This window comes from Winogradskyella undariae (genome assembly GCF_013285155.1).
GTDB classification, from domain to species: Bacteria; Bacteroidota; Bacteroidia; order Flavobacteriales; family Flavobacteriaceae; genus Winogradskyella; species Winogradskyella undariae.
This window is the reverse complement of sequence record NZ_JABTEL010000002.1, coordinates 428,601-452,901: the sequence shown is the minus strand read 5'-3', so window position 1 is coordinate 452,901 and position 24,301 is coordinate 428,601. Positions and strand designations below refer to the sequence as shown.

Sequence of the window (24,301 nt, the reverse complement as noted above, 5' to 3'; positions counted from 1 at the left end):
AGGTAACAGATATACTAATCTCAAATCATGATATAAATCATTTTCCCCCTAAAAACCAAATACTTACAAGATCACAGATTATCTAATTGATTATCATTACCATCCTGACTAATCGTCCAAAAAAATCCTACAAAAAAGAACTGATCTGAAGCCGGAGTTAGTGCTCTTCTACTAAATTGACCATCAAGATTTAGAGTGTCTGCATACTGATAACCATTTACATTATTAAACCCTAAAACATTGTTTACCGAGAAGTATAAAATTTTCTGCTGATCTAATAAATAAGACCAGTTTAAGCTAAGACTATTAAATGCTTTTGTACGTTCACTAAAAAAACGATCTGTATTTGGATTATTATAAGGTCTGCCAGAAGAAAACCCATAAGATAAACCAACCTGACTTCTTAACTTATCTATCCAATATTTACCAACTATAGATAGATTATGATTGGTAGCATAATTTGGTTGTACAGACGTTTCAAAATTTTGATCATTACGCTTTGTGTCTAAATATGAATAACTAACCCAATAATCTATAGTTTTAATACTGCTATTATCTCTCCAAAATAAGTCAATACCTTGTGCATAACCTTCACCTGATGAATTAAAATTACTATCATAAGCTGCAAAATCGGTATCAAACTTTACCAAATGATTGTAATCTTTCCTATACGCTTCAGCTCTAAATATTTTTCCGTTATTAATGTATTGATAATTAAAAATATAGTGTGCTGTTTTTTGTGCTTTTAAATCTTGTTCAAATTTTAAAATTGAACTGTTTGGGTTCTGATAAAAGTTACCATAAGCTAAAGAAAACTGCTCATTTTCTGAACTCTTATATGCAATTGCTGCTCTTGGTGCTATATCTGTTGTTTTAAATATTGAACTGTAATCTGCACGCCATCCAACTTTTAAAGCTAGGTTTTTAGAAAACACCACATCTGCTTCAACAAAACCGGCTATAATATTATTATTGAAGCCATAAGTTTCATTTAGAGCGTCTTCTACAAAGTTCTCCTTAAAATCTGTTACAAATTGCTCGGCACCAAAACTTAATTTTAACTGACTACTGAAACGTTTTTTTAATTTCAGCTTTAAATGTGCTGAGTTTTCGGTGTCTTGGATCTTCTGAGACTCAATTCCTATTTTATCCTTCGCATAAGTATAACTCATTCCAGAAAGCACACTCCAACCACTTCCTAAAACCCCTTTATATGAAGTGTTTAAGTAGAAATTATTATTGTTCAATTTAAAATTAATACCGTCATCATAATTAATATCTTCTTGATTTAATTCAAATTTAGTCGCATCAAATGCAGCATAAAACTTTAGCATTCCATTATTTAATTTTCGCCTAAAAACAGTTTCACCTTGAGTCGTTACAAAAGGAGTCTTCCAATCATTTTTATCCTTAAAAACCGATAAATAAGGAGAAAGATTCACATAAGAAGCATTAAAACTTAAAGACGATTTTTTCCGTTTTTGAGTATTCCCCAAGCTAGCACCTAGGCTCATAATCCCTATATCTGTTTTTTCCTGGCTAGGTTCATCTATCGTATTTAAAAGCAAAACACTAGATAAAGCCTGTCCATATTCTGAAGAATAACCTCCTGTAGAAAACGTAATACCATCAAACAAAAAAGGGGAATAACGACCTCGTGTTGGTGTATTGCTCGCTGATGGAGAATAAGGTGTAAATACACGAACGCCATCTATAAATATCTGCGTTTCGTCTGCATTCCCCCCTCTCACAAACAAACGTCCATCTTCAGAGACATTAGACGTACCTGGCAAGGTTTGTAAAGCTCCTACAAAATCGCCCAATGCACTTGCCGTAGTAACCACATCTAATGGTTTTAGCACAGAAACCTTACTATTATCATTCGCTTCAAACGTACCTGCATTAATATGCACCACATCTAAAGCTTCCATATCTTCTCTTAGTTTAATGTGAAGGTTTTTTAATTTTGATACGTCATTAATCATTCTTTTGGTTTCAAATGATAAATATGAAATAACTAAGGTTTGTGTCCCCTTTATATCGGTTGAAAATATAAAAGCACCTTCCTCATCTGTCGTTGCTCCATCATAGGTCCCGTCTAAATAAACATTAGCCCCAATAATAGGTTCATTTTTAGTATTTAATACTTTTCCTGAAACTGTAGTTTGCGAGTTCCCTAAAGCTGCTAGAAGTAAAATAAATATAGTGATTAACTTGTTCATGTTTTGATTGATTATAAATCCTGAATTAAACTCAGAATTAATTGATAATGCAAACATGAATCATATTTAAGCCAACATGAATTCTATTTTACTGAACTGTTAATTATCGATGACGAAATGAATTGATGATACCAATACCTATTTTGAAATCAATATTTAATTCACTAAAGTATATTAAAACCAAAGCCGTTATTAATATTATTTAATAACGGCTTCACTCTAATTTATAATCAGTAAAACTATTTGTTTTACTGGTTTATGTTTTTAAATAAAACTACTTCTTATAAGGTCTAATAATAAGTCTTGCAGCTTTATCAAAGTTAATATAACTATATGTCCAACTGAAGAGTACCATAATACGGTTTCTAAAACCTACTAGTGACATTAAATGTACAAACATCCAAATAAACCACGCAAAGAAACCACCAAATCTGTAGTGTTTTAAATCTACAACAGCTTTATTTCTACCAATAGTTGCCATTGAACCTTTGTCTCTATAAACAAAAGGTTTCATGGGTTTATTTTCTAATAACCTCAACAAGTTTTTACCTAATAACTTTCCTTGCTGAATAGCTGGTTGAGCAACTTGTGGATGTCCTTTTGGATAAGCATCCGTAGTCATTAAAGCGATATCACCAAGAGCAAAAATATTAGTATAACCTTCTATTTGATTAAATTGATTTACACTATAGCGGTTAAGCCTTTCTAAAATAACATCTGCTTTTAATCCCTGAACTGGCGCTCCTGTAACTCCGGCTGCCCAAATTAAAGTTTCTGACTCTAATACCAAATCAGAATTCGTTGTTACCGTTTTTCCATCATAATGCTTAACAAAAGTATTACAATGTACTTTAACCCCTAATTTATTTAAAAATTTTGATGCTTTTTTAGAGGCATGCTCACTCATTGGAGGCAAAACACGGCTTGCTCCTTCAAGTAAATGAATGTGCATATCATCAGGGTTTAAATCGTGATAATCTCTAGGTAATATATTATTCTTTAATTCAGCAATTGCTCCCGCAAGCTCTGCTCCTGTTGGTCCAGCACCTACGATAACAAAATTTAAAAAAGCTTCACGTTCTTCTTTAGTTTTTGCAATGGCTGCATTTTCAAAATTCTCTAAAATAAGACTTCTTATATCTAGTGCTTGCGGAACAGATTTCATTGGCATGCTATTGGTTTCAATAGCTTTATTACCAAAATAATTTGTTTTTGTCCCAGTAGCAACCACCAGAAAATCGTAAGATAAATTTCCTATTGAAGTAATAACCTCATTACTTTCGGGTAAAATTTGTTCAACTTCTGCTAAACGAAAAAAAGTAGTATCGTGCTTTTTAATTATCTTCCTCAAGGGATAAGCAATAGACCCTGGTTCTAAACCAGAACTAGAGACCTGATACAATAAAGGTTGAAATGTGTGATAATTATGCCTGTCTATAAGCACAACTTGAACATTTTTATTCGCTAATGTTTTTACTAGATTCACACCTGCAAAGCCACCGCCTATTATGACGATTCTCGGTAGGTTAGACTGAGGAATATTCATTAAATAAGTATTGAAATTATACCCCAAAAATACAACTTATCACATCAGAAAAGCACCTAATAATTTAACAAAAAATCATAAAATCTGTAAAAAAAACAATGATGCTTATTTTTATGGATATTTTTAAAAATTTAATAATATTTATGTCTCTAAATTCACAAAAGGGTAATTATAACACCAATATTTAGAAGTTAAATTTAATATAAAAAGTAAATCTCTAAATTCTCCTAGCATAATAATTAAATATTTTTGTAACAAAACTGTTACTCTTACTACTAATAAGTTAACCAACCATTTCAATAATTGAACAAAGAACTAGAACATAGTTTTGTAGAACAATTGCAAAAGCATCAAAACATTGTACATAAAGTGTGTCGTTTATACACTAACAATGCAGATGCTCATAACGATTTGTTTCAAGAAATTACCATACAATTATGGCGTGCTTATCCTAAATTTAGAGGTGAGGCAAAGTTTAGTACATGGATGTATCGTGTGGGATTAAATACAGCAATTACGTTATACAGGAAATCGAAAAGACGTATTAACACACAAGAATTTGATGCTGTAGAGTTCAAAATAAAGGCTGAAGAATATGATGATACAGAAGAGCAACAATTAAAACTCTTGTATCAAGCAGTACATCAATTAAATGATATTGAAAAGGCATTAGTTTTCTTGTATTTAGAAGACAAAGACTACAGAGAAATAAGCGCAACATTAGGTATAACGGAAGTTAATGCAAGAGTGAAGATGAATCGCGTAAAAAAGAAATTAAGAACCATACTAAATCCGTAACATTATGGATGAATTAGAATTATTAAAAAAGGATTGGAAAAAATCCGACAATCAATATAAGTCATTTTCAGATAGTGATATCTATAAAATGAGCCACAAAAAATCGTCTACCATTGTAAAAACATTATTTTACATTAGTATGGCAGAATTGGTCTTTTGGATATTGATAAACTTTCTCCCATTTGTACTTTCAGATAGCTTGAAAGGGCAACTTGAAGAAATGAGTCATAGTTGGGTTTATATTGGGCTAAACATAATAAGTTATTCTGTTATTATTTTATTTATCTATCTTTTATGGAAAGCACACAAAGCAATCTCTGTAACAGATAATGCTAAAAAATTAATGGAAAGCATTTTAAAAACGAGAAAAATAATCAAATACTATGTGATTTATAACCTGTTATTAGCGCTAATAAGTATTCCTATTTCGCTTTCTTTCTCCATAAGCGAACATCCTGAACTTTCTAAACAAATAAGTACAGCTTCTTCTGCCCAATTAGCCATAATGCTTTTAATAGTAATAATTTTTACTGCTGTTTTCTTAACTGTTATATGGTTGTTTTACAAATTAATATATGGAATTTTAATTAAGCGTTTAAACAGAAATTATAAAGAACTAAAGAAGCTAGAAGTTTAAAAATAACACTATGTATCAAAACAAAAAAGTCAGCAATTAAATTGCTGACTTTTTTTGTGTAAATTAAAACTTAATCTTTTTAATTACATATCACGTAATTCTCTATTTAAACGCTCATTTTCTTCAAGGATATCTTGTGGAATAACTTTTAAGAATGAAGGATGTTGTTCAATAGCATATTCTATTTTTTCTACAATACTATCAATAGATTCATTTTCGTAATCTATTTCTAACGGTTGTTTAATTTCAAAAGACTGAAAGATATTTTTCTTTTTAATTCTAAGTCCTTTCTTATCAAAAGAACGTCTAAAACCATCAATTACTATTGGTACAACTACAGGTTTATAACGTTTTATAATATGCGCAGTTCCTTTTCTAATAGGTTTAAAAGGAGTTGTTGTTCCTTGTGGAAATGTAATAACCCAACCATCATTTAGCGCTTTTCCGATACTAGAAATATCGCTCATTTTCACCTGTCTATTAACATCTTTACCTTGTGATCTCCAAGTACGCTCAATACTAATAGAGCCTACATAAGCCAAAATTTTAGGTAAAAGTCCTGATCTCATAGTCTCCTTAGCCGCTACATAATATATATTAAGCTTCGGGTTCCATAAATAACCGATGTTTTTAATAGAATCTTCACGATTACTCAAACTTGCGTTGAATACATGAAACATAGAGATTACATCTGCAAAATAAGTTTGATGATTAGAAATGAACAAAACATTCGTTTCTGGTAAATCTTTAATAATCTCAGAGCCTTCAATTTGTAGTTCATTAAAACCTCTAAAACGACGATGCGTTAAAGCACCCAAGATTCTAATTAACCATTTTTTAACCCAAAGTATATGTCCAAAAGGATTTCTTTTAAATAATCCCATAATAATAATTCTAGTTTATCTTAATCACAAATGTAAACATAATGTTAAATTATAGGGCGATTTTTAACAAGTCTTTAATCTCACCAAGCATCATTGCTGTTGCCCCCCAAACAATATGACCGTTAAATTTAAACGCAGGCACATCGACTCTAACACCTAGAGATGTTGGCACCAATGTAGTTAACGTATTACTTTCACTTAAAAAATCACTCAACTTCACTTCAATCACAGCTTCTACTTCTTCGTCTTGTTTTGTAAAAATTAAATATTCTTCAGAAATCCCCACAAAAGGATAAACCATAAAATTACTCGGTGGTACATATATAGGAGACATCGCTTTTAAAACATTAATGTGTGTACGAGAAACTCCAACTTCCTCTTCCGTTTCTCGTATAGCCGTTTCCTTTAAGTCATTTTCATCTTCATCTTCATATTTCCCGCCAGGAAACCCAACTTGCCCAGAATGAACGCCTTTATAAGTTTTACGAAGAATAAGAACCAGATAAGTTTCGTCGTTCGTTTTAGGATAAAACAATGCCATAACACCTGCTCTCCTAGTTGTTTCTGACTTTTCTCTCATTTTATCTGCCAATTCTAACCGGTAAGGTGGAGACATTTTAGCATGAGACTCTTCGCCAAGAAGCTCAAGATGTTTTATTTTTACTACGGATTCTAAAAATCGACTAAATAGCATTTATGAAATTTCAATTATTATTCCCGATGGTTATCGGCATTGGTTTATTACTTATGAGTTGTGAAGATAAACAAACTTCAAAAGATAAAAACACGTCCATTGCAAAAGATTCTATCATTTCTAAAATTAAAAGTAAACCAAAATTAAAAACAGAGCCAGAATTCCCAGTGCTTACTGATAACAATGCTATGGAATTCTTTTTAGAATATGAAAAAGAAAATCCTGAAGATAAAGTTAGAATCACTACCGATTTTGGCATTATTGAAATTCAATTATACAATAAAACCAAATTTCACAGAGCTAATTTTGTTTACCTCACTAAACGCAATTATTTTAACAACACCCAATTTTACAGAGTGGTAAAAAACTTTGTAATTCAAGGCGGTAGTAGTGATGATTATAATATTGCTAAAAGACGAAAAAAAATAGGACATTACTTGTTACCACCGGACACCAAGAGAGGTTACACACACAAAAGAGGTGCGATATCTATGCCAAGTAGTGAAATTGAAAATGCTTACAAATTAGCCTCACCTTTTCAGTTTTTTATTATTCAACGAGAGGGAGGTGCAAACTATTTAGACAGAGATTATACTGTTTTTGGTGAAGTTACTTCGGGTATGGACGTTGTAGATAAAATTGCTAATGTAAAAACAGATGAAGGCGATTGGCCTTTGAGTAATGTATATATTAGAAAAGTAGAATTGATTAACTAAAAATACACATAAATTATCAAAAAATTGAGAAACATCATCTGTAATTTCAGTATCTTGTTTCCTTGATATAATTCAACCTCTATTCAATAAACCAAAATGATTACCCATGATAAATAAATCCATTACATCTACTATTATTTGCAGTATGATTCTTTTAGCAAGCTGCAAAGAAGATAGTAGTCCTAAAACAACTGAAAAAGCTATGAGCGATAATGTACTTATCCAAGAATGGACAGGACCTTATGATGGTGTTCCTGCATTTGATAAAATTTCTGTTGAAGCCATTAAACCAGCCATGGAAGAAGCCATGAAGCTTAATCTAGCAGAAATTGATGCTATTGCTAACAACACAGAACCTGCAACTTTTGAAAACACTATTGTTGCCATGGAAAGTGCTGGTAAAGCTTTAGACCGTGTAAATACCTATTACGGTGTTATGGGGAGTAATATATCTTCTCCAGAACTTAGAGCTGTACAAGTAGAATTAGCACCTAAACTATCTGATTTTAGATCTCAGATTTCTCAAAACGAAAAACTATTTCAACGTATAAAAACCGTTTATGACGTCTCTCAAAAAACACCTTTAGAATCACAAGCACAGCGTGTTGTAGATTTGACCTACAAACAGTTTGAGATGAATGGCGCTAATCTTGATGCAGAAAAGAAAAAACGCTATGCAGAAATCAACAAAGAGCTATCATCGCTTTATACGGATTTTGCAAATAATGTTTTGCACGACGAAGAAAACTACATCACCTATTTAAACGAAGATCAATTAGGAGGTTTATCTGATGGTTTTATAAAATCTGCTGCAAAAATAGCGACAGATAAAAGTGAAGAAGGAAAATATGCTATTACAAATACACGATCTTCAATGGATCCGTTCCTTACCTATTCTACCGAACGCCAATTGAGACAAAAAGTTTGGGAAAACTACTATTCTAGAGGTGATAACGGTGACGAATTTGATAATAACGAAATCATCGCAAAAATATTAAGATTACGAAAAGAACGTGTAGGCTTAATGGGGTACGCTAATTATGCAGAATGGCGTTTACAAGACAGAATGGCAAAAACACCAGAAAATGCTATGGATTTAATGATGGCTGTTTGGCCAGCTGCAACTGCACGCGTAAAAGAAGAAGTTGTAGATATGCAAACCGTAGCTAATGAACTTGGTGACAATATTACTATAGAACCATGGGATTACAGATATTATGCTGAAAAAGTACGTAAAAAGAAATATGATTTAGACAGCGATGAAGTGAAACAATACTTACAATTAGATAAATTAAGAGAAGCCATGTTTTTTGTTGCAGGCGAATTGTTTGATTACAAATTTACACCTGTTGCAGAAGGTTCTGTTCCTGTATTTAATGAAGATGTAAAGGTTTGGGAAGTTACCAATAAAGAATCGGGTAAACATATTGGCTTATGGTATTTAGACCCTTATGCACGTCAAGGTAAACGTTCTGGAGCTTGGGCAACGACCTACAGAAGTTCAGATTCATTTGAAGGCGAAAAAAATGTTTTAGCCTCTAATAATTCTAACTTTGTAAAACCTGCACCAGGAGAAGCTGTTTTAGTATCTTGGGATGATGCTACCACGTTTTTTCATGAGTTTGGCCACGCCTTACATTTCTTTTCTGCAGATGTAAAATACCCAACTTTAAACGGTGGTGTTAGAGATTATACGGAATTTCAATCGCAATTATTAGAACGCTGGTTATCTACAGATAAAGTAATTAGTAAATATTTAGTGCATTACAAAACAGGCGAACCGATTCCGGCTTCTTTAGTTGAAAAAATAAAGAAAGCTTCAACTTTTAATCAAGGATTTGGAACTACAGAATATTTAGCTTCTGCATTAATGGATATGAAATTACACTTAGCAGATCCATCAAATATTGACATTGATACTTTTGAGCGCGAAACTTTAGACGAATTAGGGATGCCTAAAGAATTGCCAATGCGTCATAGAACACCACAATTTGGACATGTATTTTCTGGTGAAGGTTATGCTACCGCGTATTACGGTTATATGTGGGCAGATGTTTTAACAAGTGATGCTGCTGAAGCATTTAAAGAAGCAGAAGGTGGATTTTATGATAAAGCCGTTGCAGATAAATTATTGAAATATTTATTTGCTCCACGTAATGCTATGGATCCTGCTGAAGCTTACAGAAAATTTAGAGGACGTGATGCTAATATTGAAGCTTTAATGAGAGATCGTGGATTTCCTATAACTGAATAAATTAAAGGATATATCTACAGAGAACAATGGTAGTCTAGCTTATTATAAGCTTAGACTGCTATTGTTTTTTTTTGATTTAATCAGGCTATTCTTTATTAAAAATAAAGCTTAACTAAAAACTTTAAGACACAACATAACTAAAGGAAAAGAATGAAAAAACTAAGAGAACAAACTGATGCTAAAATTGAAATGGGAAGAAAAAACAATCCTAACTTCATGAAAGGTGTTGATGATATTATTACTAAAGCAAAAGAATTTCAACAAGGCAAAAACGCCATTAAAACCGGAGAAAAAGCTACTGATTTCAAGCTTCCCAATCCTCAAGGAAATTTAATTTCATTATCTAATCTTATTGACAAAGGCCCAGTTGTTGTTACATTTTATCGTGGTAGCTGGTGTCCATATTGTAACTTACAACTTAGAGCACTTCAAGCAAAACTAAGTGAAATTAAAGCATTAGGAGCCACATTGGTTGCTATTAGCCCAGAAACACCAGATGGCACATTGACAAATGATGAAATAAGTAAAATGGAGTTTATTATATTATCTGACCAAAATGCTAAAGTAGCCTCTCAATATGGTGTTGCTTGGGAAGTTCCAGAATTTTTAATGGAACATATGCGAGTAGATCGTAATCTTGATTTAAAAAAGATCAATAACGGAAATGATACTATATTACCGATTCCGGCAACTTTTATATTAGGAAGTGACGGAATAGTAAAATGGAGCTATGTTAATGTAGATTACAGAACACGCTCTGAACCTGATGAAATTATTAAGGCCTTAGAGAACTTATCTTAGAAGCTTATTGTTTCTCAAAAAATCACATCATATAAAAATAATTAAACGTCATTAAAATTATTTTTATATGATGTGAAACATTTTTTTGGGAATTATAGATAAAAAAGGTTGTTCTGATTTTAAATATCTAAAACAGTCATACTAATTTTAATATCTACACAAAGTAAACAGCAAAAAAATCATTCAATTTCTTATTTAAATTAGTTGTAAAACTTAAAAGTTAATCCTCTAACAAGTCAATTATATTCTATTTGACTATTTTAAATCCTCACAAATTATATATGGATCATCTTTTCTACTTCGTTTAAAGTATTACATGCTATAATATCCTTAAATATTTTATTATTATTTGAAACATCCATAACTCTTATAGCTTCTTTAACCCTTGGAATTACAGGACCTGACACACTAAATTTACGTAAACCTAATGCACTTAATAAAGCTGTAGCTTTAGGATTACTAGCTAACTCTCCACATAAACTAACATCTATTTGTTCTTTATTTGCTGTAGCTATTATTTTTAATAATGCATTTAAGACTGCTGGATGTAAAGCACTGTAGTGTTTGGATAAAAAAGTACTCTCTCTATCCATTGCTAAAAGGTATTGCGTTAAGTCATTGGTACCAATGCTTAAAAAATCTAGGTGTTTAGCTAACTGAGGTAAAATAAAAATTACCGAAGGAACCTCAACCATTATACCTATTTTCATTTCTTTAGAGTAAGCAATATGCTCTGCGTCTAATTCTTTTCTAACTTCTGCTAGTATTTCTTTAGCCTCAATAACTTCTTCTAACATACCAACCATTGGAAACATAACACGTATGTTATAATCTGCTGATATTCTATATAAAGCTCTAAGTTGTGCTTTAAAAATAACTTTATTTTTTAGACAGTAACGAATACCTCTTAAACCAAGAAATGGATTTGTTTCTTCTGGAATACCTAAATACGGAATAGGTTTGTCTCCTCCAACATCTAAAGTTCTAATGGTTATAGGCAACCCTTGCATATTCTCGCAAACCTGCTTATAAATCTCATATTGCTCGTCCTCTTTTGGTGGTATTTCTCTATTCATATATAGAAACTCAGTTCTATATAATCCTATACCATCTGCACCATTAGCGAATGCTTTTTCTGCTTCTTTTGGACTACTTATATTTGCTAAAATTTGAAATTCTATACCATCACTACTTAATGCAGGAAGCTTAGCTTTTGATAAACTTTCTTTAAATAGATCTTCCTCAACCTTCTTCTCTTCTCGTAGTGCTTTAATTTTTTCAGGATGATTTTTTTCTAAATAAATGATTCCATTAGTGCCATCAACTCCAATAATATCTCCATTACTAATACCATCTATTCTATTTTCTAAACCTGTTATAGACGGTATACCTAATGATCTTGCCAAAATAGTAGCGTGTGATGTTTCTCCTCCTTTTTGAGAAATTATCCCTAACACGTTATCAATATCTAAACTTAAGGTTTGCGCTGGTCCGATTTCATTTACAACTAATATGGAAGGTTCACTGAGCGTAATTTCCATTTCCTGAGAACCCGAAATTTCAGCAATTACTTTATTCCTTATCTCTACAATATCGGAAGCACGCTCTCTTAGATATTGATCCGACATGTTTTTATACATATCTTCTAAATTGGTAAAGACTTTAAACCAAGCATAAGATGCACTAAAATGATTCTCTGTTATTAATTTTTCTACTTCTTTTAATTTTTCATTATCATTTAATAATAACAAATGAAAATTGAAAATTTCAGCATTCTCTTTACCATGTAAACGTAAAGTTTTCTCCTTTATAGCTTCCGTTTCCGAAATTATATTTTTTATAGCCTTTTGAAATTTACTAATCTCATCTAAGCTATTTTCTACAATCTCTTCATCTACAGAAATAGATGTATTTAAAAACACTTTTGCTTTACCGATAGCAACTCCCTTAGAAGCAGAAATTCCTTGAATGCAATCGTCATTAGAAGCACTAACTTTTAAAGTTTTTTTAGTTTCTTCCTTCTTAAAAACATCTTCTTTTGTATCTCCAAAATTGTCAAATTCAAATTGTTTTAATGCTTTTTCAAACTCTAAAAACTCATCTCCCTTAACTTTAAAAACAAGAATATCTCCTTTTTTTGCTCCAAGTGTACCTACTTGACTAATACTAGTTGCAGAAACAAATGGTTTATTATTAACACTTACGCTAACCTCGTTATTAAACTTATTGGTGATTTCTACAAGTCTAACTGCTGGTCTAGCATGAAGCCCCAGTTTATTTGGGACCGTTATGCTAATTTCTTTACCATTAGTAAGTATTGGTGTCTCTAATTCCGTTTCTACTTCCTGAGGACCAATTAAGCTTTGCTTTCCCTGTAGACCTCTCCTAGCCTCTTTAACCACAGCTTCTAAATTAGCACCAACCATAGATTGTGCTGCTGCAGCAATAGCACCTTCAACTAAAGGAGCTTCACAAAGCAGTACTCTTTTCATAATTTCTTCTGGAAGCATTTCTGTTGCCAACTCGGCATTCATTACGGCGCTACCAATATCCATTAAAACAAGAATACCATCTTCAGAATCTACAAGTTCAATCGCTTCCATAATTTTAAAAGCATCTGTTCCTATAGGACTAGATTCGTCATCAAGACCACCAGCAGCAGCAATCTTAACCTTATTCTGAGACATTTGTTCGGCTAATTCTTTAACACCTTCTGCTAATTTTTTACTATGTGATACAATAACAATGCTTACCATATTTGTTTTTAGAAACTTTAATTGATGCTTTCCTTTAATGCTTTAACGATAAAATAGCTTGAGGTTGCTCCAGGATCCTGATGCCCTACACTACGCTCTCCTAAATAACTAGCGCGTCCTTTAGTGGCAAGCATATCAATTGTTGATTTCATCCCTTTTTCTGCAGCCGCCAACATATTTGTTAGTGCATCACTAATCGTTAAATTCTGTTCTACTGCTGTTATTAAAGTTGTTACCACAGGTTCTAAAACATCTATCATCGTTTTTTCTCCTGTAGTTGCTCTACCTCTAGACTTTATTCCTTTTAAACCATTTTCGAAGCTAGACTTTAAATCTTCTAACGTTAATTCATTTTTATCCTTTAACACCATACTAGCCTGTAAGAAAAAAGTTCCATAAAGTGGACCTGATGCACCTCCAATACTCGAGATTAAAGTCATTCCTGTATTTTTAAGTAATACAGAAGCATCTTTACTCTGCTTTAATTCTTCTATTTTACCTATAACTTTCTGAAAGCCTCTCTCCATATTAAAACCATGATCGGCATCTCCAATTGCAGAGTCTAGTTCTGTTAAATATGTTTTATTTTCCTGCATATATGCTGCAATTTTCTCTAACCAAGTGATTAGTTGTGATAGTTTTATTGTTTCCATTCTGCTATTAATTTGTCAATATTATTTCTAAAATGTTTTTAAGCCCAATGTAATGCTGGTGTATCTACAGCTGCATCCCAAAACTTAAGTATTTCTTCGTCTGCACGTACAAGTGTAATAGAACATCCTTGCATATCTAATGCTGTAATGTAAGAACCAACAAGGTTCCTAGACAGTTCTACATTTTTTGCTTTACAAATTTCATCTAGTTTACGGTAAACACAATACAGTTCAGATAAAGGTGTACCTCCTAACCCATTTACTAAAGCTATCATTTTATCTCCTGAAGTAAAAGCTTTGCTTACAAGTTCTTTTTCTTCCCAATCATTTGTTGCAAAATTCCAATCTCTTAATAGTCTAGAGTAATCTTTATCTTCAAAAATGGCTTCCGTTAAAATCGTTGTAATCTCATCGGCTGTTGTAATTGGTATTCTTCTTCTTCCCGGTTCTCCGTGGATACCAACTCCTATTTCTATTTCATCTTCAGCGATATCAAAATTTGGTTTTCCTGCTGCTGGTACGATACAAGAAGTAAGTGCCATACCCATAGATCGTCCTCTTGAGTTTACTTTTTTAGCTAACTCTGCACATTGTTCTAAATCATAACCTGCTTCTGCTGCTGCACCAACAATCTTTTCCATAATTACTGTTGTACCAACACCACGTCTTCCTGCTGTATAAAGACTATCTTTTACCGCTACATCATCATCAATTAAAATATTTTGTGTTTTAATTCCTTCTCCATTTAGCATTTCTGCAGCCATTTCAAAATTCATAACATCTCCTGTATAATTTTTCACAAGAAATAACACACCACCACCATTTTCTACTTTTTTAGCACATTCGTACATTTGATCTGGCGTAGGCGACGTAAAAACTTCTCCTGGGCAAGCTGCATCTAACATACCAACACCTACAAAGCCAGCATGCATAGGTTCATGACCACTACCTCCTCCTGAAATAATAGCAACTTTTCCTTTTTTAGTTTCTTTAGTACGCCAAACATATTTGGGCTCTAAATTTATTTGAATATTTGCATGTGCAGCTGCCATACCTTCCATTTGTTCGGTAATTACATCTTCTACTTTATTGATAAGTTTTTTCATGATAAGTAAATATTTTGTTGTTGATTTATTAGTTCTTTATTTGTAAGTAAAAACGCTATTTTTTTACATCTACTAAGGTAACATTTTATAATTTTATTACTCTTAAAAACCTTATAATAAATCTGTGTTTTCATATCATCTCATATCTTATTTAATTTTGAAACACAAAAAATTTTAATTTCAACACAAAAAACTACCTTTACACTCCAAAAACTAATTTTTGAGTACCAATCGACTATACTTTATTGATGCTGTAAGAGCATTTGCTATCCTAATGATGTTACAAGGTCACTTCATAGATACACTTTTAGAAACGACCTACAGAGATCATAGCTATACAGCATATAGAATTTGGGAGTATTTTAGAGGAATTACAGCTCCTACTTTTTTCACTATTTCTGGTCTTATCTTTTCTTTTTTATTAATTAAAGCGAAACAAAAAGGAAAAATTAAAGAGCGCATTCACAAAGGGCTAAGTAGAGGTTTGATGCTTATTGGCATAGGCTATTTATTACGAGCTCCTATTTTTGAATGGTTTTTAGGGATATTCAACGATTACTTCCTTGTTGTTGATGTCTTACAATGTATTGGATTATCTTTAATTTTAATTGTATTTATCTATAAGCTAGTCTTGAAAAAAACATTACTATTCTCTATCACAATGTTTGTATTAGGCTTCTCTATTTTTATAACAGAACCGCTTTATAGAACCTTAGAATTACCTGGAATCCCTTTATTTATTTCAAACTATTTTATTAAAGCAAATGGTTCTGTGTTTAATATTATTCCTTGGTTTGGCTATGTTGCTTTTGGAGCTTTTATTTCAACTTTATTTTATAAATATATAGAGCATCCTAAATTTAAGACAACTATTGTATCTAGCTTTTTTATTGTAGGGATAATCTTAATTCATTTATCGTCTGATTTATTTCTGCTTATTGATTCAATTTTTAATATCCCTTTATTTACAGAAATTGCTATCTACAATTATTTATTTATTAGGCTAGGAAATGTCTTAGTGATATTCTCTATATTTTATTTAGCTGAAAACTATGTTAAACAACCGCTAGTTCTAAGAATTGGTCAAAAGACATTATCAATTTATGTAATTCACTTTATTATCATTTATGGTAGTTTTACAGGACTTGGCTTAAACACAATTATTGGACGATCACTAGATCCTTTACAAGCTATTATAGGAGCTATAATTTTTCTTGCTGTTGTCTGCTTCATTTCCTTTTACTATGTTAAAACAAATGCTTTTTTGTATTTTAACATACAGAAACTAATGGACCGAATAAATAAATAGTCTGATAAAATCATTTTTAAATAAAAAACGCAATTTTGAAAACATACCTATCAATTACTTTGCTCTTAATTTTTTTCTCTTGTAACCGCCTTGCTGACAAAACCAAAGAAGGTATTAACAGAGGTGGAGAAGTTGTTGGAGAAACTGCTACAGAATTTTTTGATGGTATTTCTAAAGGAGTAGATAATACTTTAGATTGTAAAATTGAGCTCTCTGAAAGCCTAAAAAATAAAGGCTTAAAAACCGGAACTTATAGCATAGATAGCCAATCTAATAACAAGAAAAACAAACTTACTTTATATCTTATTTTTCAGGAAAATTTTAAAGACAATGTAACTGCCAAAGTATATAATAAATCTGGATTTGAAATTGGTAGAGCTACAACAGTTATTATTGGAGCACAAAGAAGCGCTAGTTATTTTGATTTTATATTTGACGAACGTACAGATATAGGTTTTAGAAATAAAATTATTATTGAATAAAAAAGGTCATCTTATATTTAGACGACCATTTCCTTTTCATAGCAATTAGATCCCATTCGATAAGAGAATTAGAAATAACAACACTATACCTACGTATATTTATAATAGCTGGTTTTATAATTAATTATCATTATTTCATGAAAAACATCTTAGAAACATTTTATACTGCTTTAAATAATTGTGATGGTCCAACAATGGCTTCTTGCTACCATGACGATGTAGTATTTAAAGATCCTACTTTTGGTATTTTAGAAGGAGAACGTGCCAAAGCAATGTGGTTAATGTTATGTGGATCACAAAATGGAGATAACTTTAGTGTTGAATTTTCAAAAATAGAAACTACAGAAAATAACGGTTCTGCACACTGGGAAGCTAAATACGTTTTTAGCAAAACAGGACGAAAAGTTCATAATAAAGTTGATGCCTCATTTGAATTTAAAGATGGGTTAATCATAAAGCATACGGATGAATTTAACTTACACAAATGGGCAAAACAAGCTATGGGAATTAAGGGACTTTTATTTGGAGGAATGAAATTCTTTAAAAACAAAGTTCAGGTTCAGACAAATTCTGCCTTAGATGCTTATATCGTAAAGAAAAAGCTGTCTAATTAGACAGCTTTTTATTGTTTGGCTCAAAATAAGCTAATATTTAATCTCGTTATATTAATCGTAACTATATTCCTTAACCTTTCCTTCCACACCTTTAAAAAAGGTTTTCATGGCTTTAAAATCCGCATCAATATCATCGGTTGGATAAAAAGGTTCTGAAATCTTATTTTGCTTATTCTTAAAATCCATAGTAAACATAATAATGGGCACATTTGCTTTTTTAGCAATGTAATAGAATCCTGTTTTCCACTCTTTAACTTTTTTTCTTGTTCCTTCTGGCGCTAATGTTAGTCTAAACTCATCTGTTGACTCAAATAATTTCGCTATTGCATCTACCTTATTCTGCCCAGAAGTTCTATCTAGTGATCGTCCACCAACAGCTCTGAAATAATAGCCTAAAGGCCAAACAAATAATTCTTTCTTACCAACAAAATTAGTTTTAACATCTGCTATTTTTCTAAGTAGTACACCAATATAGAAATCGTGCCAACTGGTATGCGGCACCGCAATTATAATAGATTTTTTTAGGTTATCTTTTGAAAAGTTAGTATTACCTACTACTTTCCACCCTAATAATTTGAAGTATATAAATTTTGCTAACCAGCGCATCTAGAACTATGTATTAAATTAATTTATTAAGCCCTAATTAAGGGTAATACTTTTTAAGAATTACATCTTTTTATACAGATCTAGTAGTTTTTGTCTTGTTATAATTGTTTTCCAATTTTTTCCAATTGCATTTTCCCAAAGTGGCTCTAAACTCAAAGCAACATCAATCATTTTATCAAATTGATCTTGGCTTAAATCGGCACAAATACCTTGAGGTAATTGAATATTATGCTTGGCTTTCATCTGCTTAAAGATGGCAACACCTTCAGGGTAATAATCTTCTAAATGATCAAAAACAATACAGTTACCTACACCGTGCTTAATCCCTAAAAGGTAACCTAAACCATAACTCATTGCATGTGCAACACCTACTTGAGAGTAAGCAATACTCATACCTCCGTGCCAAGATGCCATCATTAACTTATCTTGTGCTTCTTCTTTACTAAGCGTATCTTCTAAAAAGATCTCTTTACATAATTCTAATGCTTTTTCACCATAACTTTGACTAAATGCATTTAAGTAAGTACCGGTTAAAGACTCTATACAATGTATATAACAGTCCATCCCTGTAAAAAACCATTGATCTCTTGGCACGTCTTTAGTTAATTCAGGATCTAAAATAACCTGATCAAAAGGTGTGTAATCACTATTTATCCCTAATTTCCTTACAGGCCCTGTTAAAATCGTTGTTCTAGAAACTTCAGCTCCTGTTCCTGATAGTGTAGGAATACCAACATGGTATATTGAAGGTTGCTTAATTAAATCCCAACCTTGATAATCTTTAGATTCTCCCTTGTTGGTAAGCATTAAAGACACCGCTTTTGAAGTATCTAAAACAATACCTCCACCAATACCAATAATTCCCGATGGTAATTCACTGTGCTCTAAAATAACATCTTCAACCAATTGATCTATTTGATCTGTAGAAGGCTCATGTAAAGTTGGCACATACACTATTTTATCTTTATAGGATAGTGTTATTCTAGAAGTTAGCCAATGATTGCCTTTAAAAACATCATCAACATAAAATATAAATGGTGCATTTTGTCCTTTTCGTTTTGTTGCTAGAATTTCATCAAGTTGATTAAAACTTCCTCGCCCAAAGACAACGCTGGACACCATTGGATAATTTTTGAATTTCATTTACTTTATATCTTTAACAAAAATAATAACTTAGTTTCTATTTATTGACAATTTAAATGAAATTGTAACCTTTCATTAAAAAGTCCAACATGGTAGCCATCTACCAATGCATGGTTAACACTGATAGCTACTTGTATTTCTTTTTTTGAGCTTAAATTTTTCATTTTACTAAAGGCTAATTTAGGTATGGAATCTTTATCTCCCTTAAACGGTTCTTTATGTCCAGTGAAATCTATCCATGGTAAAGATGAACAGTGCACACAATCCATAGAGTTCACGGTTGAAAACAAACCATTTGTATTAAATACTCTTTCTTTCTCTTTTAAAAAATTAGCTTGAAACTTAAAAATATCTTCTTCATAATTAACAAACGAAAATCCAAATGTTTTATTAGGCCTTAATATTGTTGGAGCCGCATGAATTGTATCAAATACAACAACATCATTAGCCTCATTTATTCTATATCTAAAATTTTCAACTTCGTTTATAGCTTTCATGGTTGCATGTAAATATGTAACAAAAAAAGACACATTATTAACCTTTGAAAACTGATAAGCTTTAGTTACGTCTACCTTAAAACTGACACTAAAAAAAGGATCTACAAATGTGTTAAAAAACTCAAAATGAGGACGTCTATTCCAGGTATGCTTATTGATTATTTTCAAATCTTAATTAAATAAATCTAAAATTTCAGTTAACTTCTCAACGGTTGTATACTCTGAACCATTAGCTTCTTTTTTTGTAACTTTTTCATGTTGCCATGTGGTATGAAACGGCATATGAATTGCCTGTGCTCCTACTTTTACTAATGGTAAAACATCTGATTTTAATGAATTCCCTATCATTAAAAATGATTTGGGTTCTATATCTAAACGTTTTAATAATTGTCTGTAATTGGTATCGTGTTTTTCACTTAACACCTCAATATGGTGGAAATGTTTTAAAAGTCCAGATTTCTCTAACTTTCGTTCTTGATCTAATAAATCTCCTTTTGTAACCACGATTAACTTGTAATCTTTAGAAAGCTCAATAAGAACTTCTTCTACACCTTCAAGTAATTCAATAGGCTTATTAATCATACTTTTTCCTATCTCTAAAATTTTGCCAATAATGCCGTTAGAAACCGTATTATTAGATAATTCTAGAGCTAATTCAATCATTGAAAGTATAAAACCTTTTACACCGTAACCGTAAGTTGGTAGGTTTTTAATTTCAATTTTAAAAAGTTCTTGATCTATTTTATTGGGTGTTTCAAAATGAGATAACAAGGCACCAACTTCCTCTTCAGCTTCTCTAAAATAGGTTTCATTAACCCAAAGCGTATCATCGGCATCGAAACCTATAACTTTTATGTTTTTATAATCTACTTCCACAAACGCTTTGCTTTTTCCAAATCTTCTGGTGTATCAATTTCTACACCTTGAATCTCGGTTTCAACCATTTTAATGCGTTTACCATATTCTAAATAACGTATACATTCAATTTTTTCTGAAGCCTCAAGAAACTTCATAGGTAAAACAGTAAAATCTAATAAAGCTTCTTTTCTAAAAGCATAAATTCCTTTATGTTTAAAATAACGTGCTCCTACTTCTTTATCTCTAGGATATGGAATTGGACTACGTGAAAAATATAAAGCAAAATTCTCTTGATCTACAATTACCTTTACGGAGTTAGGATTATTAATTTCGTCCCAATCTTTTATTTCTACCATTAAAGAAGCTAAATCAATTTCCTTCTTTTCATCGTCTCTAAAAACATCGAGTACTTTAGCTAAGCTTTCGCCTTCCGTAAAAGGTTCATCACCTTGTACATTAACTACAATATCACAATCTACATCTGCTACAGCTTCTGCTATTCTATCACTGCCGGACTCATGCTCTGTTTTACTCATAATAGCTTTTCCTCCGTTATTTACAATCTCATTATAAATAATATCACTATCTGTAACAACATAGACTTCACTAAATAATTTAGTGGCTACGGTAGCTTCATAAGTTCTAAGGATAACAGATTTCCCAGCTAGGTTTTGCATTAATTTACCTGGAAAACGCGACGCACTATAACGTGCAGGAATCATGGATATAATTTTCATCTATGTAATTTGTGTCATGAAAGTATTCAACTTCAAAAGTAAGATTTTAAAGCTAATATCATTCAATTTCTCCGTATCTTTTTATAGAGTCTATGAACGATATAAAATAAAAAGACAACTAAAATAATCGCTAAAATTGGTAAAAAGATTGACACAATAGACATTACGACGGAGGATCCTGTTTCTAGGGTTGAAACAATAGGATTACCAAAACCAGCTGTCGATACGGTAGAACCCAATCGTGTAGCACTTGCAGAACTTTTTACGGCAGCAGCAGTTCCTCCACCGGCAATAATAGCTAAAGCCCAAGTTATTACAGGACTTAAATCTGCAACTGTAGAAACCATAATTGCTGTCCCCGCAACTGTAGCTAAGGGAATAGCAATGGTATCTAATAAATTATCTACTACAGGTATATAATAAGCCACAATTTCTACTATAGTGGCAATTCCGAGTGTGATTACAGCAGTTGTACTACCAATCCACATCCAAGATTCATTTAACTCCCAAATATTAAAATAGGCGGCTAAACTCAAAGCAAATAAAGGTAAAAACACTCTAAAACCTACTGAAGCCGAAAGTCCGATACCCAAAAAGATACTTAAAATTGTTTCTATCATGATTTCTTATTTTTATAATCAGCTCATAAATGCAAAAAGAGATGTTTCTAATATTCTTCTTTTTCTACAAACATTTCATCCTTAAAACCAATTAAATAAAGTTTTCCTTTTGCTCTTGTAATTGCGGTATACAACCAACGAATATAATCTCTATCCATTCCATTTGGTAAATACGGTTGTTCTACAAAAATGGTATTCCACTGCCCACCTTGTGATTTATGACAGGTTATAGCATATGAAAACTTAACCTGCAAAGCATTAAAGAACTTATTATTCTTTACGCCTAAGAAGCGTTTATATTTTGTTTCATCTTCATAATCCTTTGAAACTTCTTGATATAACCTATTAGATTCCTCATAACTTAATGAAGCACTTTCAACTTCAATAGTATCTAAAATCAATACAGTTTCAAAAGGTTTCATATTAGGGTAATCTACCATTCTTATTTTTACTTCAGCAAATCGAAACCCATATAATTCTTTGATACTGAATATTTCAAGAACTTCAATAATATCACCGTTGGCAATAAACCCTGCTTCCGTATTTGGTTTAATCCAAAAATAGTTATTCTTAACGACCATTAAATAATCGCCCGAAGAAAGTTCTGTTTCATTAAACAAAATACGCTGGCGAATTTGCTGGTTGTACATATTTGCACGTTTGTTACTTCTAACAATAATGGCGGTTTCTTCGTAACCATCTTCACTATAAGCATCATTAATGGCGTCCATGATTTCGTAACCATCAATTAAACGCACACTATCTGTGAAACCATTTAAGTCAAATTTAAAACTTTCGTAGAAATTAGAATCTAAAACAGCCCTTAATTCTGTTGCATTACTCAAAATACCAGAACCTTGCTCTTGTCTTACCACTTCGTCTAGCTCAAGACCTATAACATCCTTATTATAATTTAAACTAAGTTTATTTTCATCTAATGCAGGACTTAAATCAGATTTTACAGGTGGTAACTGTGCTTTATCACCTATTAAAAGTAATTTACAGTTTTGACCAGAATATACATAAGACATTAAATCATCTAGTAACGAATTACTATCAAATGATTGTGAATCTGAAGGTGTATCTGGAATCATTGAAGCTTCATCTACAATGAAAATAGTATTAACATGTTTATTAGGTTGAATGACAAAATTGACACCACCACCTTTATCTTTTTTAGGGAAATATATTTTCTTATGAATGGTAAATGCCTCTTTCTTAGAGTAGTTAGAAATCACCTTGGCAGCACGACCAGTTGGTGCTAATAATACAGCACTTTTTTTAGCTTGCCATAGATTAGAAACCACAGTACCAATTATACTTGTTTTACCTGTACCGGCATAACCTTTTAATAAATATATAGAGCTTTTATTAGTATCAAAAATAAACTGAGATAATTGCATTAACACCATATCTTGCTTAGATGTTGGCGTAAATGGGAATTTAGATTTTAATAAAGAATAGAATGCTGAGGCATTAGAAATCATAGATAATATATATAGAGAGCAAGGTAATATTATTCTCTATTTTTTAAGCTCAAAATCAATTAAGTTCAAAATTATTATTTTTTTTTTTTTAGATAGTTTTTAGCACCAAAAAAAAATTGTAGATTTGCGATAGACCTAATAAATAAAACTAGTATGAAAGTAATTATAGCAATTGTAGTTATTATAATTTTAACCGTAGGAATTGTATGGTTAATTGACAAATTTGTTCCTAAGAAAATAAAACCTGTATTAAACATATTATTATGGTGTTTAATTATTTTTCTAGGTTATATCACCTACATGTCTGTTTACAGAGAAATTGCATTTAACCAATTGAAAGAAAAGCGTTTTGCTGTAGTTATTGATCGTCTTATTGATATTAGAGATTCTGAATTAGCATATAAAGATGTTAAAGGAACTTACACTGATAACTTTGATACTCTAATTAAATTTGTTGAAACTGGTAAAGTTCCAATTACACAAAGACGTGATACTTTAGTATTAGATGAAGAGCGTACTGCTGCTTTTGGAGGTGTTGAAACAATGAAGACACTTACACTTATTGATACCTTAAGTTACTACTCTGTTAAAGATTCTTTATTTAAGGGAAGTGATCGTTACAAAAAAATGATGAATGTTGGTATTGGTAAAGAAGGTGCTAAATTTACATTAAAAGCAGGCAAAATTGATGAATTCCCTGTTTTTGAAGCAAGTATAGAAAAATCGGTTATCTTAGATGGCCAAGAATCATACTTAATAGAAAAAGAAAATCAAGTAATATCTGTAGATGGTGTTAACGGAACTTCTTTAAAAGTAGGTTCTATGGATGAAGTATTCACTAAAGGAAACTGGCCAAAAAGTTACACAAATAAAGAATAAGT

At 31.6% G+C, this 24,301-nt stretch carries 23 protein-coding genes; 9 read left to right on the top strand and 14 right to left on the bottom strand.

All coding sequences use genetic code 11. From position 1 onward, the window contains the following. Positions 1-71: 71 nt before the first annotated feature. Positions 72-2,222, bottom strand: a complete 2,151-nt coding sequence (locus HSX10_RS04420; RefSeq protein ID WP_173587033.1) for a TonB-dependent receptor — start codon at positions 2,220-2,222, stop codon at positions 72-74. A gap of 274 nt (positions 2,223-2,496) precedes the next feature. Continuing rightward, positions 2,497-3,768: an NAD(P)/FAD-dependent oxidoreductase gene (locus HSX10_RS04415; protein WP_173586993.1), complete on the bottom strand. Its 1,272-nt coding sequence runs from the start codon at positions 3,766-3,768 to the stop codon at positions 2,497-2,499. Positions 3,769-4,071: 303 nt separating this feature from the next. Here HSX10_RS04415 and HSX10_RS04410 point away from each other — a divergent pair, with 303 nt between their 5' ends. Next, complete coding sequence (locus tag HSX10_RS04410; protein WP_173586992.1) at positions 4,072-4,566, top strand: RNA polymerase sigma factor; 495 nt, start codon at positions 4,072-4,074, stop codon at positions 4,564-4,566. A gap of 4 nt (positions 4,567-4,570) precedes the next feature. After that, entirely contained in the window at positions 4,571-5,203 is a 633-nt protein-coding gene (locus HSX10_RS04405; protein WP_173586991.1) for a DUF8845 family protein, read from the top strand. Between the two features lie 83 nt (positions 5,204-5,286). Here the strand turns inward: HSX10_RS04405 and HSX10_RS04400 are convergent, their stop codons facing one another. Then, positions 5,287-6,087: a lysophospholipid acyltransferase family protein gene (locus HSX10_RS04400; protein WP_173586990.1), complete on the bottom strand. Its 801-nt coding sequence runs from the start codon at positions 6,085-6,087 to the stop codon at positions 5,287-5,289. 49 nt (positions 6,088-6,136) lie between these two features. After that, a complete protein-coding gene (locus HSX10_RS04395; protein WP_173586989.1) occupies positions 6,137-6,781 on the bottom strand; it encodes an NUDIX hydrolase in 645 nt (214 codons plus the stop codon). A gap of 2 nt (positions 6,782-6,783) precedes the next feature. Here HSX10_RS04395 and HSX10_RS04390 point away from each other — a divergent pair, with 2 nt between their 5' ends. From HSX10_RS04390 to HSX10_RS04380, 3 genes are all read left to right on the top strand, one after another. Next, entirely contained in the window at positions 6,784-7,497 is a 714-nt protein-coding gene (locus HSX10_RS04390) for a peptidylprolyl isomerase (RefSeq protein ID WP_173586988.1), read from the top strand. A gap of 106 nt (positions 7,498-7,603) precedes the next feature. Beyond that, positions 7,604-9,751, top strand: a complete 2,148-nt coding sequence (locus HSX10_RS04385; RefSeq protein ID WP_173586987.1) for a M3 family metallopeptidase — start codon at positions 7,604-7,606, stop codon at positions 9,749-9,751. A 150-nt stretch (positions 9,752-9,901) separates the two neighbouring features. Then, entirely contained in the window at positions 9,902-10,552 is a 651-nt protein-coding gene (locus HSX10_RS04380) for a peroxiredoxin-like family protein (RefSeq protein ID WP_173586986.1), read from the top strand. A gap of 275 nt (positions 10,553-10,827) precedes the next feature. Here the strand turns inward: HSX10_RS04380 and ptsP are convergent, their stop codons facing one another. Genes ptsP through dhaK form a run of 3 tightly spaced genes read right to left on the bottom strand, consistent with a single transcriptional unit; the run spans position 10,828 to position 15,067 of the window. Then, positions 10,828-13,308, bottom strand: a complete 2,481-nt coding sequence (ptsP, locus tag HSX10_RS04375) for a phosphoenolpyruvate--protein phosphotransferase (RefSeq protein ID WP_173586985.1) — start codon at positions 13,306-13,308, stop codon at positions 10,828-10,830. 17 nt (positions 13,309-13,325) lie between these two features. Further along, the gene (gene dhaL / locus HSX10_RS04370) at positions 13,326-13,961 is read right to left on the bottom strand and encodes a dihydroxyacetone kinase subunit DhaL (RefSeq protein WP_173586984.1); all 636 of its coding nucleotides are present in this window, start codon (positions 13,959-13,961) and stop codon (positions 13,326-13,328) included. A gap of 38 nt (positions 13,962-13,999) precedes the next feature. Then, entirely contained in the window at positions 14,000-15,067 is a 1,068-nt protein-coding gene (gene dhaK / locus HSX10_RS04365; RefSeq protein ID WP_173586983.1) for a dihydroxyacetone kinase subunit DhaK, read from the bottom strand. A 220-nt stretch (positions 15,068-15,287) separates the two neighbouring features. On the opposite strand from dhaK, the gene HSX10_RS04360 reads away from it, so the two are divergent. The 3 genes from HSX10_RS04360 to HSX10_RS04350 all read left to right on the top strand — a co-directional run bounded on the left by HSX10_RS04360 (position 15,288) and on the right by HSX10_RS04350 (position 17,472). Further along, positions 15,288-16,376: a heparan-alpha-glucosaminide N-acetyltransferase domain-containing protein gene (locus tag HSX10_RS04360; protein ID WP_173586982.1), complete on the top strand. Its 1,089-nt coding sequence runs from the start codon at positions 15,288-15,290 to the stop codon at positions 16,374-16,376. Between the two features lie 35 nt (positions 16,377-16,411). Next, positions 16,412-16,858, top strand: a complete 447-nt coding sequence (locus tag HSX10_RS04355) for a hypothetical protein (protein ID WP_173586981.1) — start codon at positions 16,412-16,414, stop codon at positions 16,856-16,858. Positions 16,859-16,995: 137 nt separating this feature from the next. Next, positions 16,996-17,472, top strand: coding sequence for a nuclear transport factor 2 family protein (locus HSX10_RS04350; RefSeq protein ID WP_173586980.1), 477 nt, complete (start codon positions 16,996-16,998; stop codon positions 17,470-17,472). 51 nt (positions 17,473-17,523) lie between these two features. Here the strand turns inward: HSX10_RS04350 and HSX10_RS04345 are convergent, their stop codons facing one another. From HSX10_RS04345 to HSX10_RS04315, 7 genes are all read right to left on the bottom strand, one after another. Beyond that, positions 17,524-18,078: a 1-acyl-sn-glycerol-3-phosphate acyltransferase gene (locus HSX10_RS04345; RefSeq protein ID WP_173586979.1), complete on the bottom strand. Its 555-nt coding sequence runs from the start codon at positions 18,076-18,078 to the stop codon at positions 17,524-17,526. 60 nt (positions 18,079-18,138) lie between these two features. Then, a complete protein-coding gene (locus tag HSX10_RS04340; RefSeq protein ID WP_173586978.1) occupies positions 18,139-19,221 on the bottom strand; it encodes an iron-containing alcohol dehydrogenase family protein in 1,083 nt (360 codons plus the stop codon). Positions 19,222-19,262: 41 nt separating this feature from the next. Further along, positions 19,263-19,886 carry a CatA-like O-acetyltransferase gene (locus HSX10_RS04335; protein ID WP_173586977.1) on the bottom strand — a complete coding sequence of 208 codons (624 nt, stop codon included), beginning with the start codon at positions 19,884-19,886 and terminating at the stop codon, positions 19,263-19,265. Between the two features lie 3 nt (positions 19,887-19,889). After that, positions 19,890-20,594, bottom strand: coding sequence for an HAD family hydrolase (locus HSX10_RS04330; RefSeq protein ID WP_173586976.1), 705 nt, complete (start codon positions 20,592-20,594; stop codon positions 19,890-19,892). Continuing rightward, a complete protein-coding gene (kdsB, locus tag HSX10_RS04325; RefSeq protein ID WP_173587032.1) occupies positions 20,585-21,298 on the bottom strand; it encodes a 3-deoxy-manno-octulosonate cytidylyltransferase in 714 nt (237 codons plus the stop codon). Before kdsB ends, HSX10_RS04330 begins: the two co-directional genes overlap by 10 nt. Positions 21,299-21,375: 77 nt before the next feature. Beyond that, the gene (locus tag HSX10_RS04320) at positions 21,376-21,936 is read right to left on the bottom strand and encodes a DUF4126 domain-containing protein (RefSeq protein WP_173587031.1); all 561 of its coding nucleotides are present in this window, start codon (positions 21,934-21,936) and stop codon (positions 21,376-21,378) included. Positions 21,937-21,980: 44 nt separating this feature from the next. Further along, positions 21,981-23,420, bottom strand: a complete 1,440-nt coding sequence (locus HSX10_RS04315) for an ATP-dependent DNA helicase (protein ID WP_173586975.1) — start codon at positions 23,418-23,420, stop codon at positions 21,981-21,983. Between the two features lie 153 nt (positions 23,421-23,573). On the opposite strand from HSX10_RS04315, the gene HSX10_RS04310 reads away from it, so the two are divergent. Then, entirely contained in the window at positions 23,574-24,299 is a 726-nt protein-coding gene (locus HSX10_RS04310) for a hypothetical protein (protein WP_173586974.1), read from the top strand. Positions 24,300-24,301: the final 2 nt, after the last annotated feature.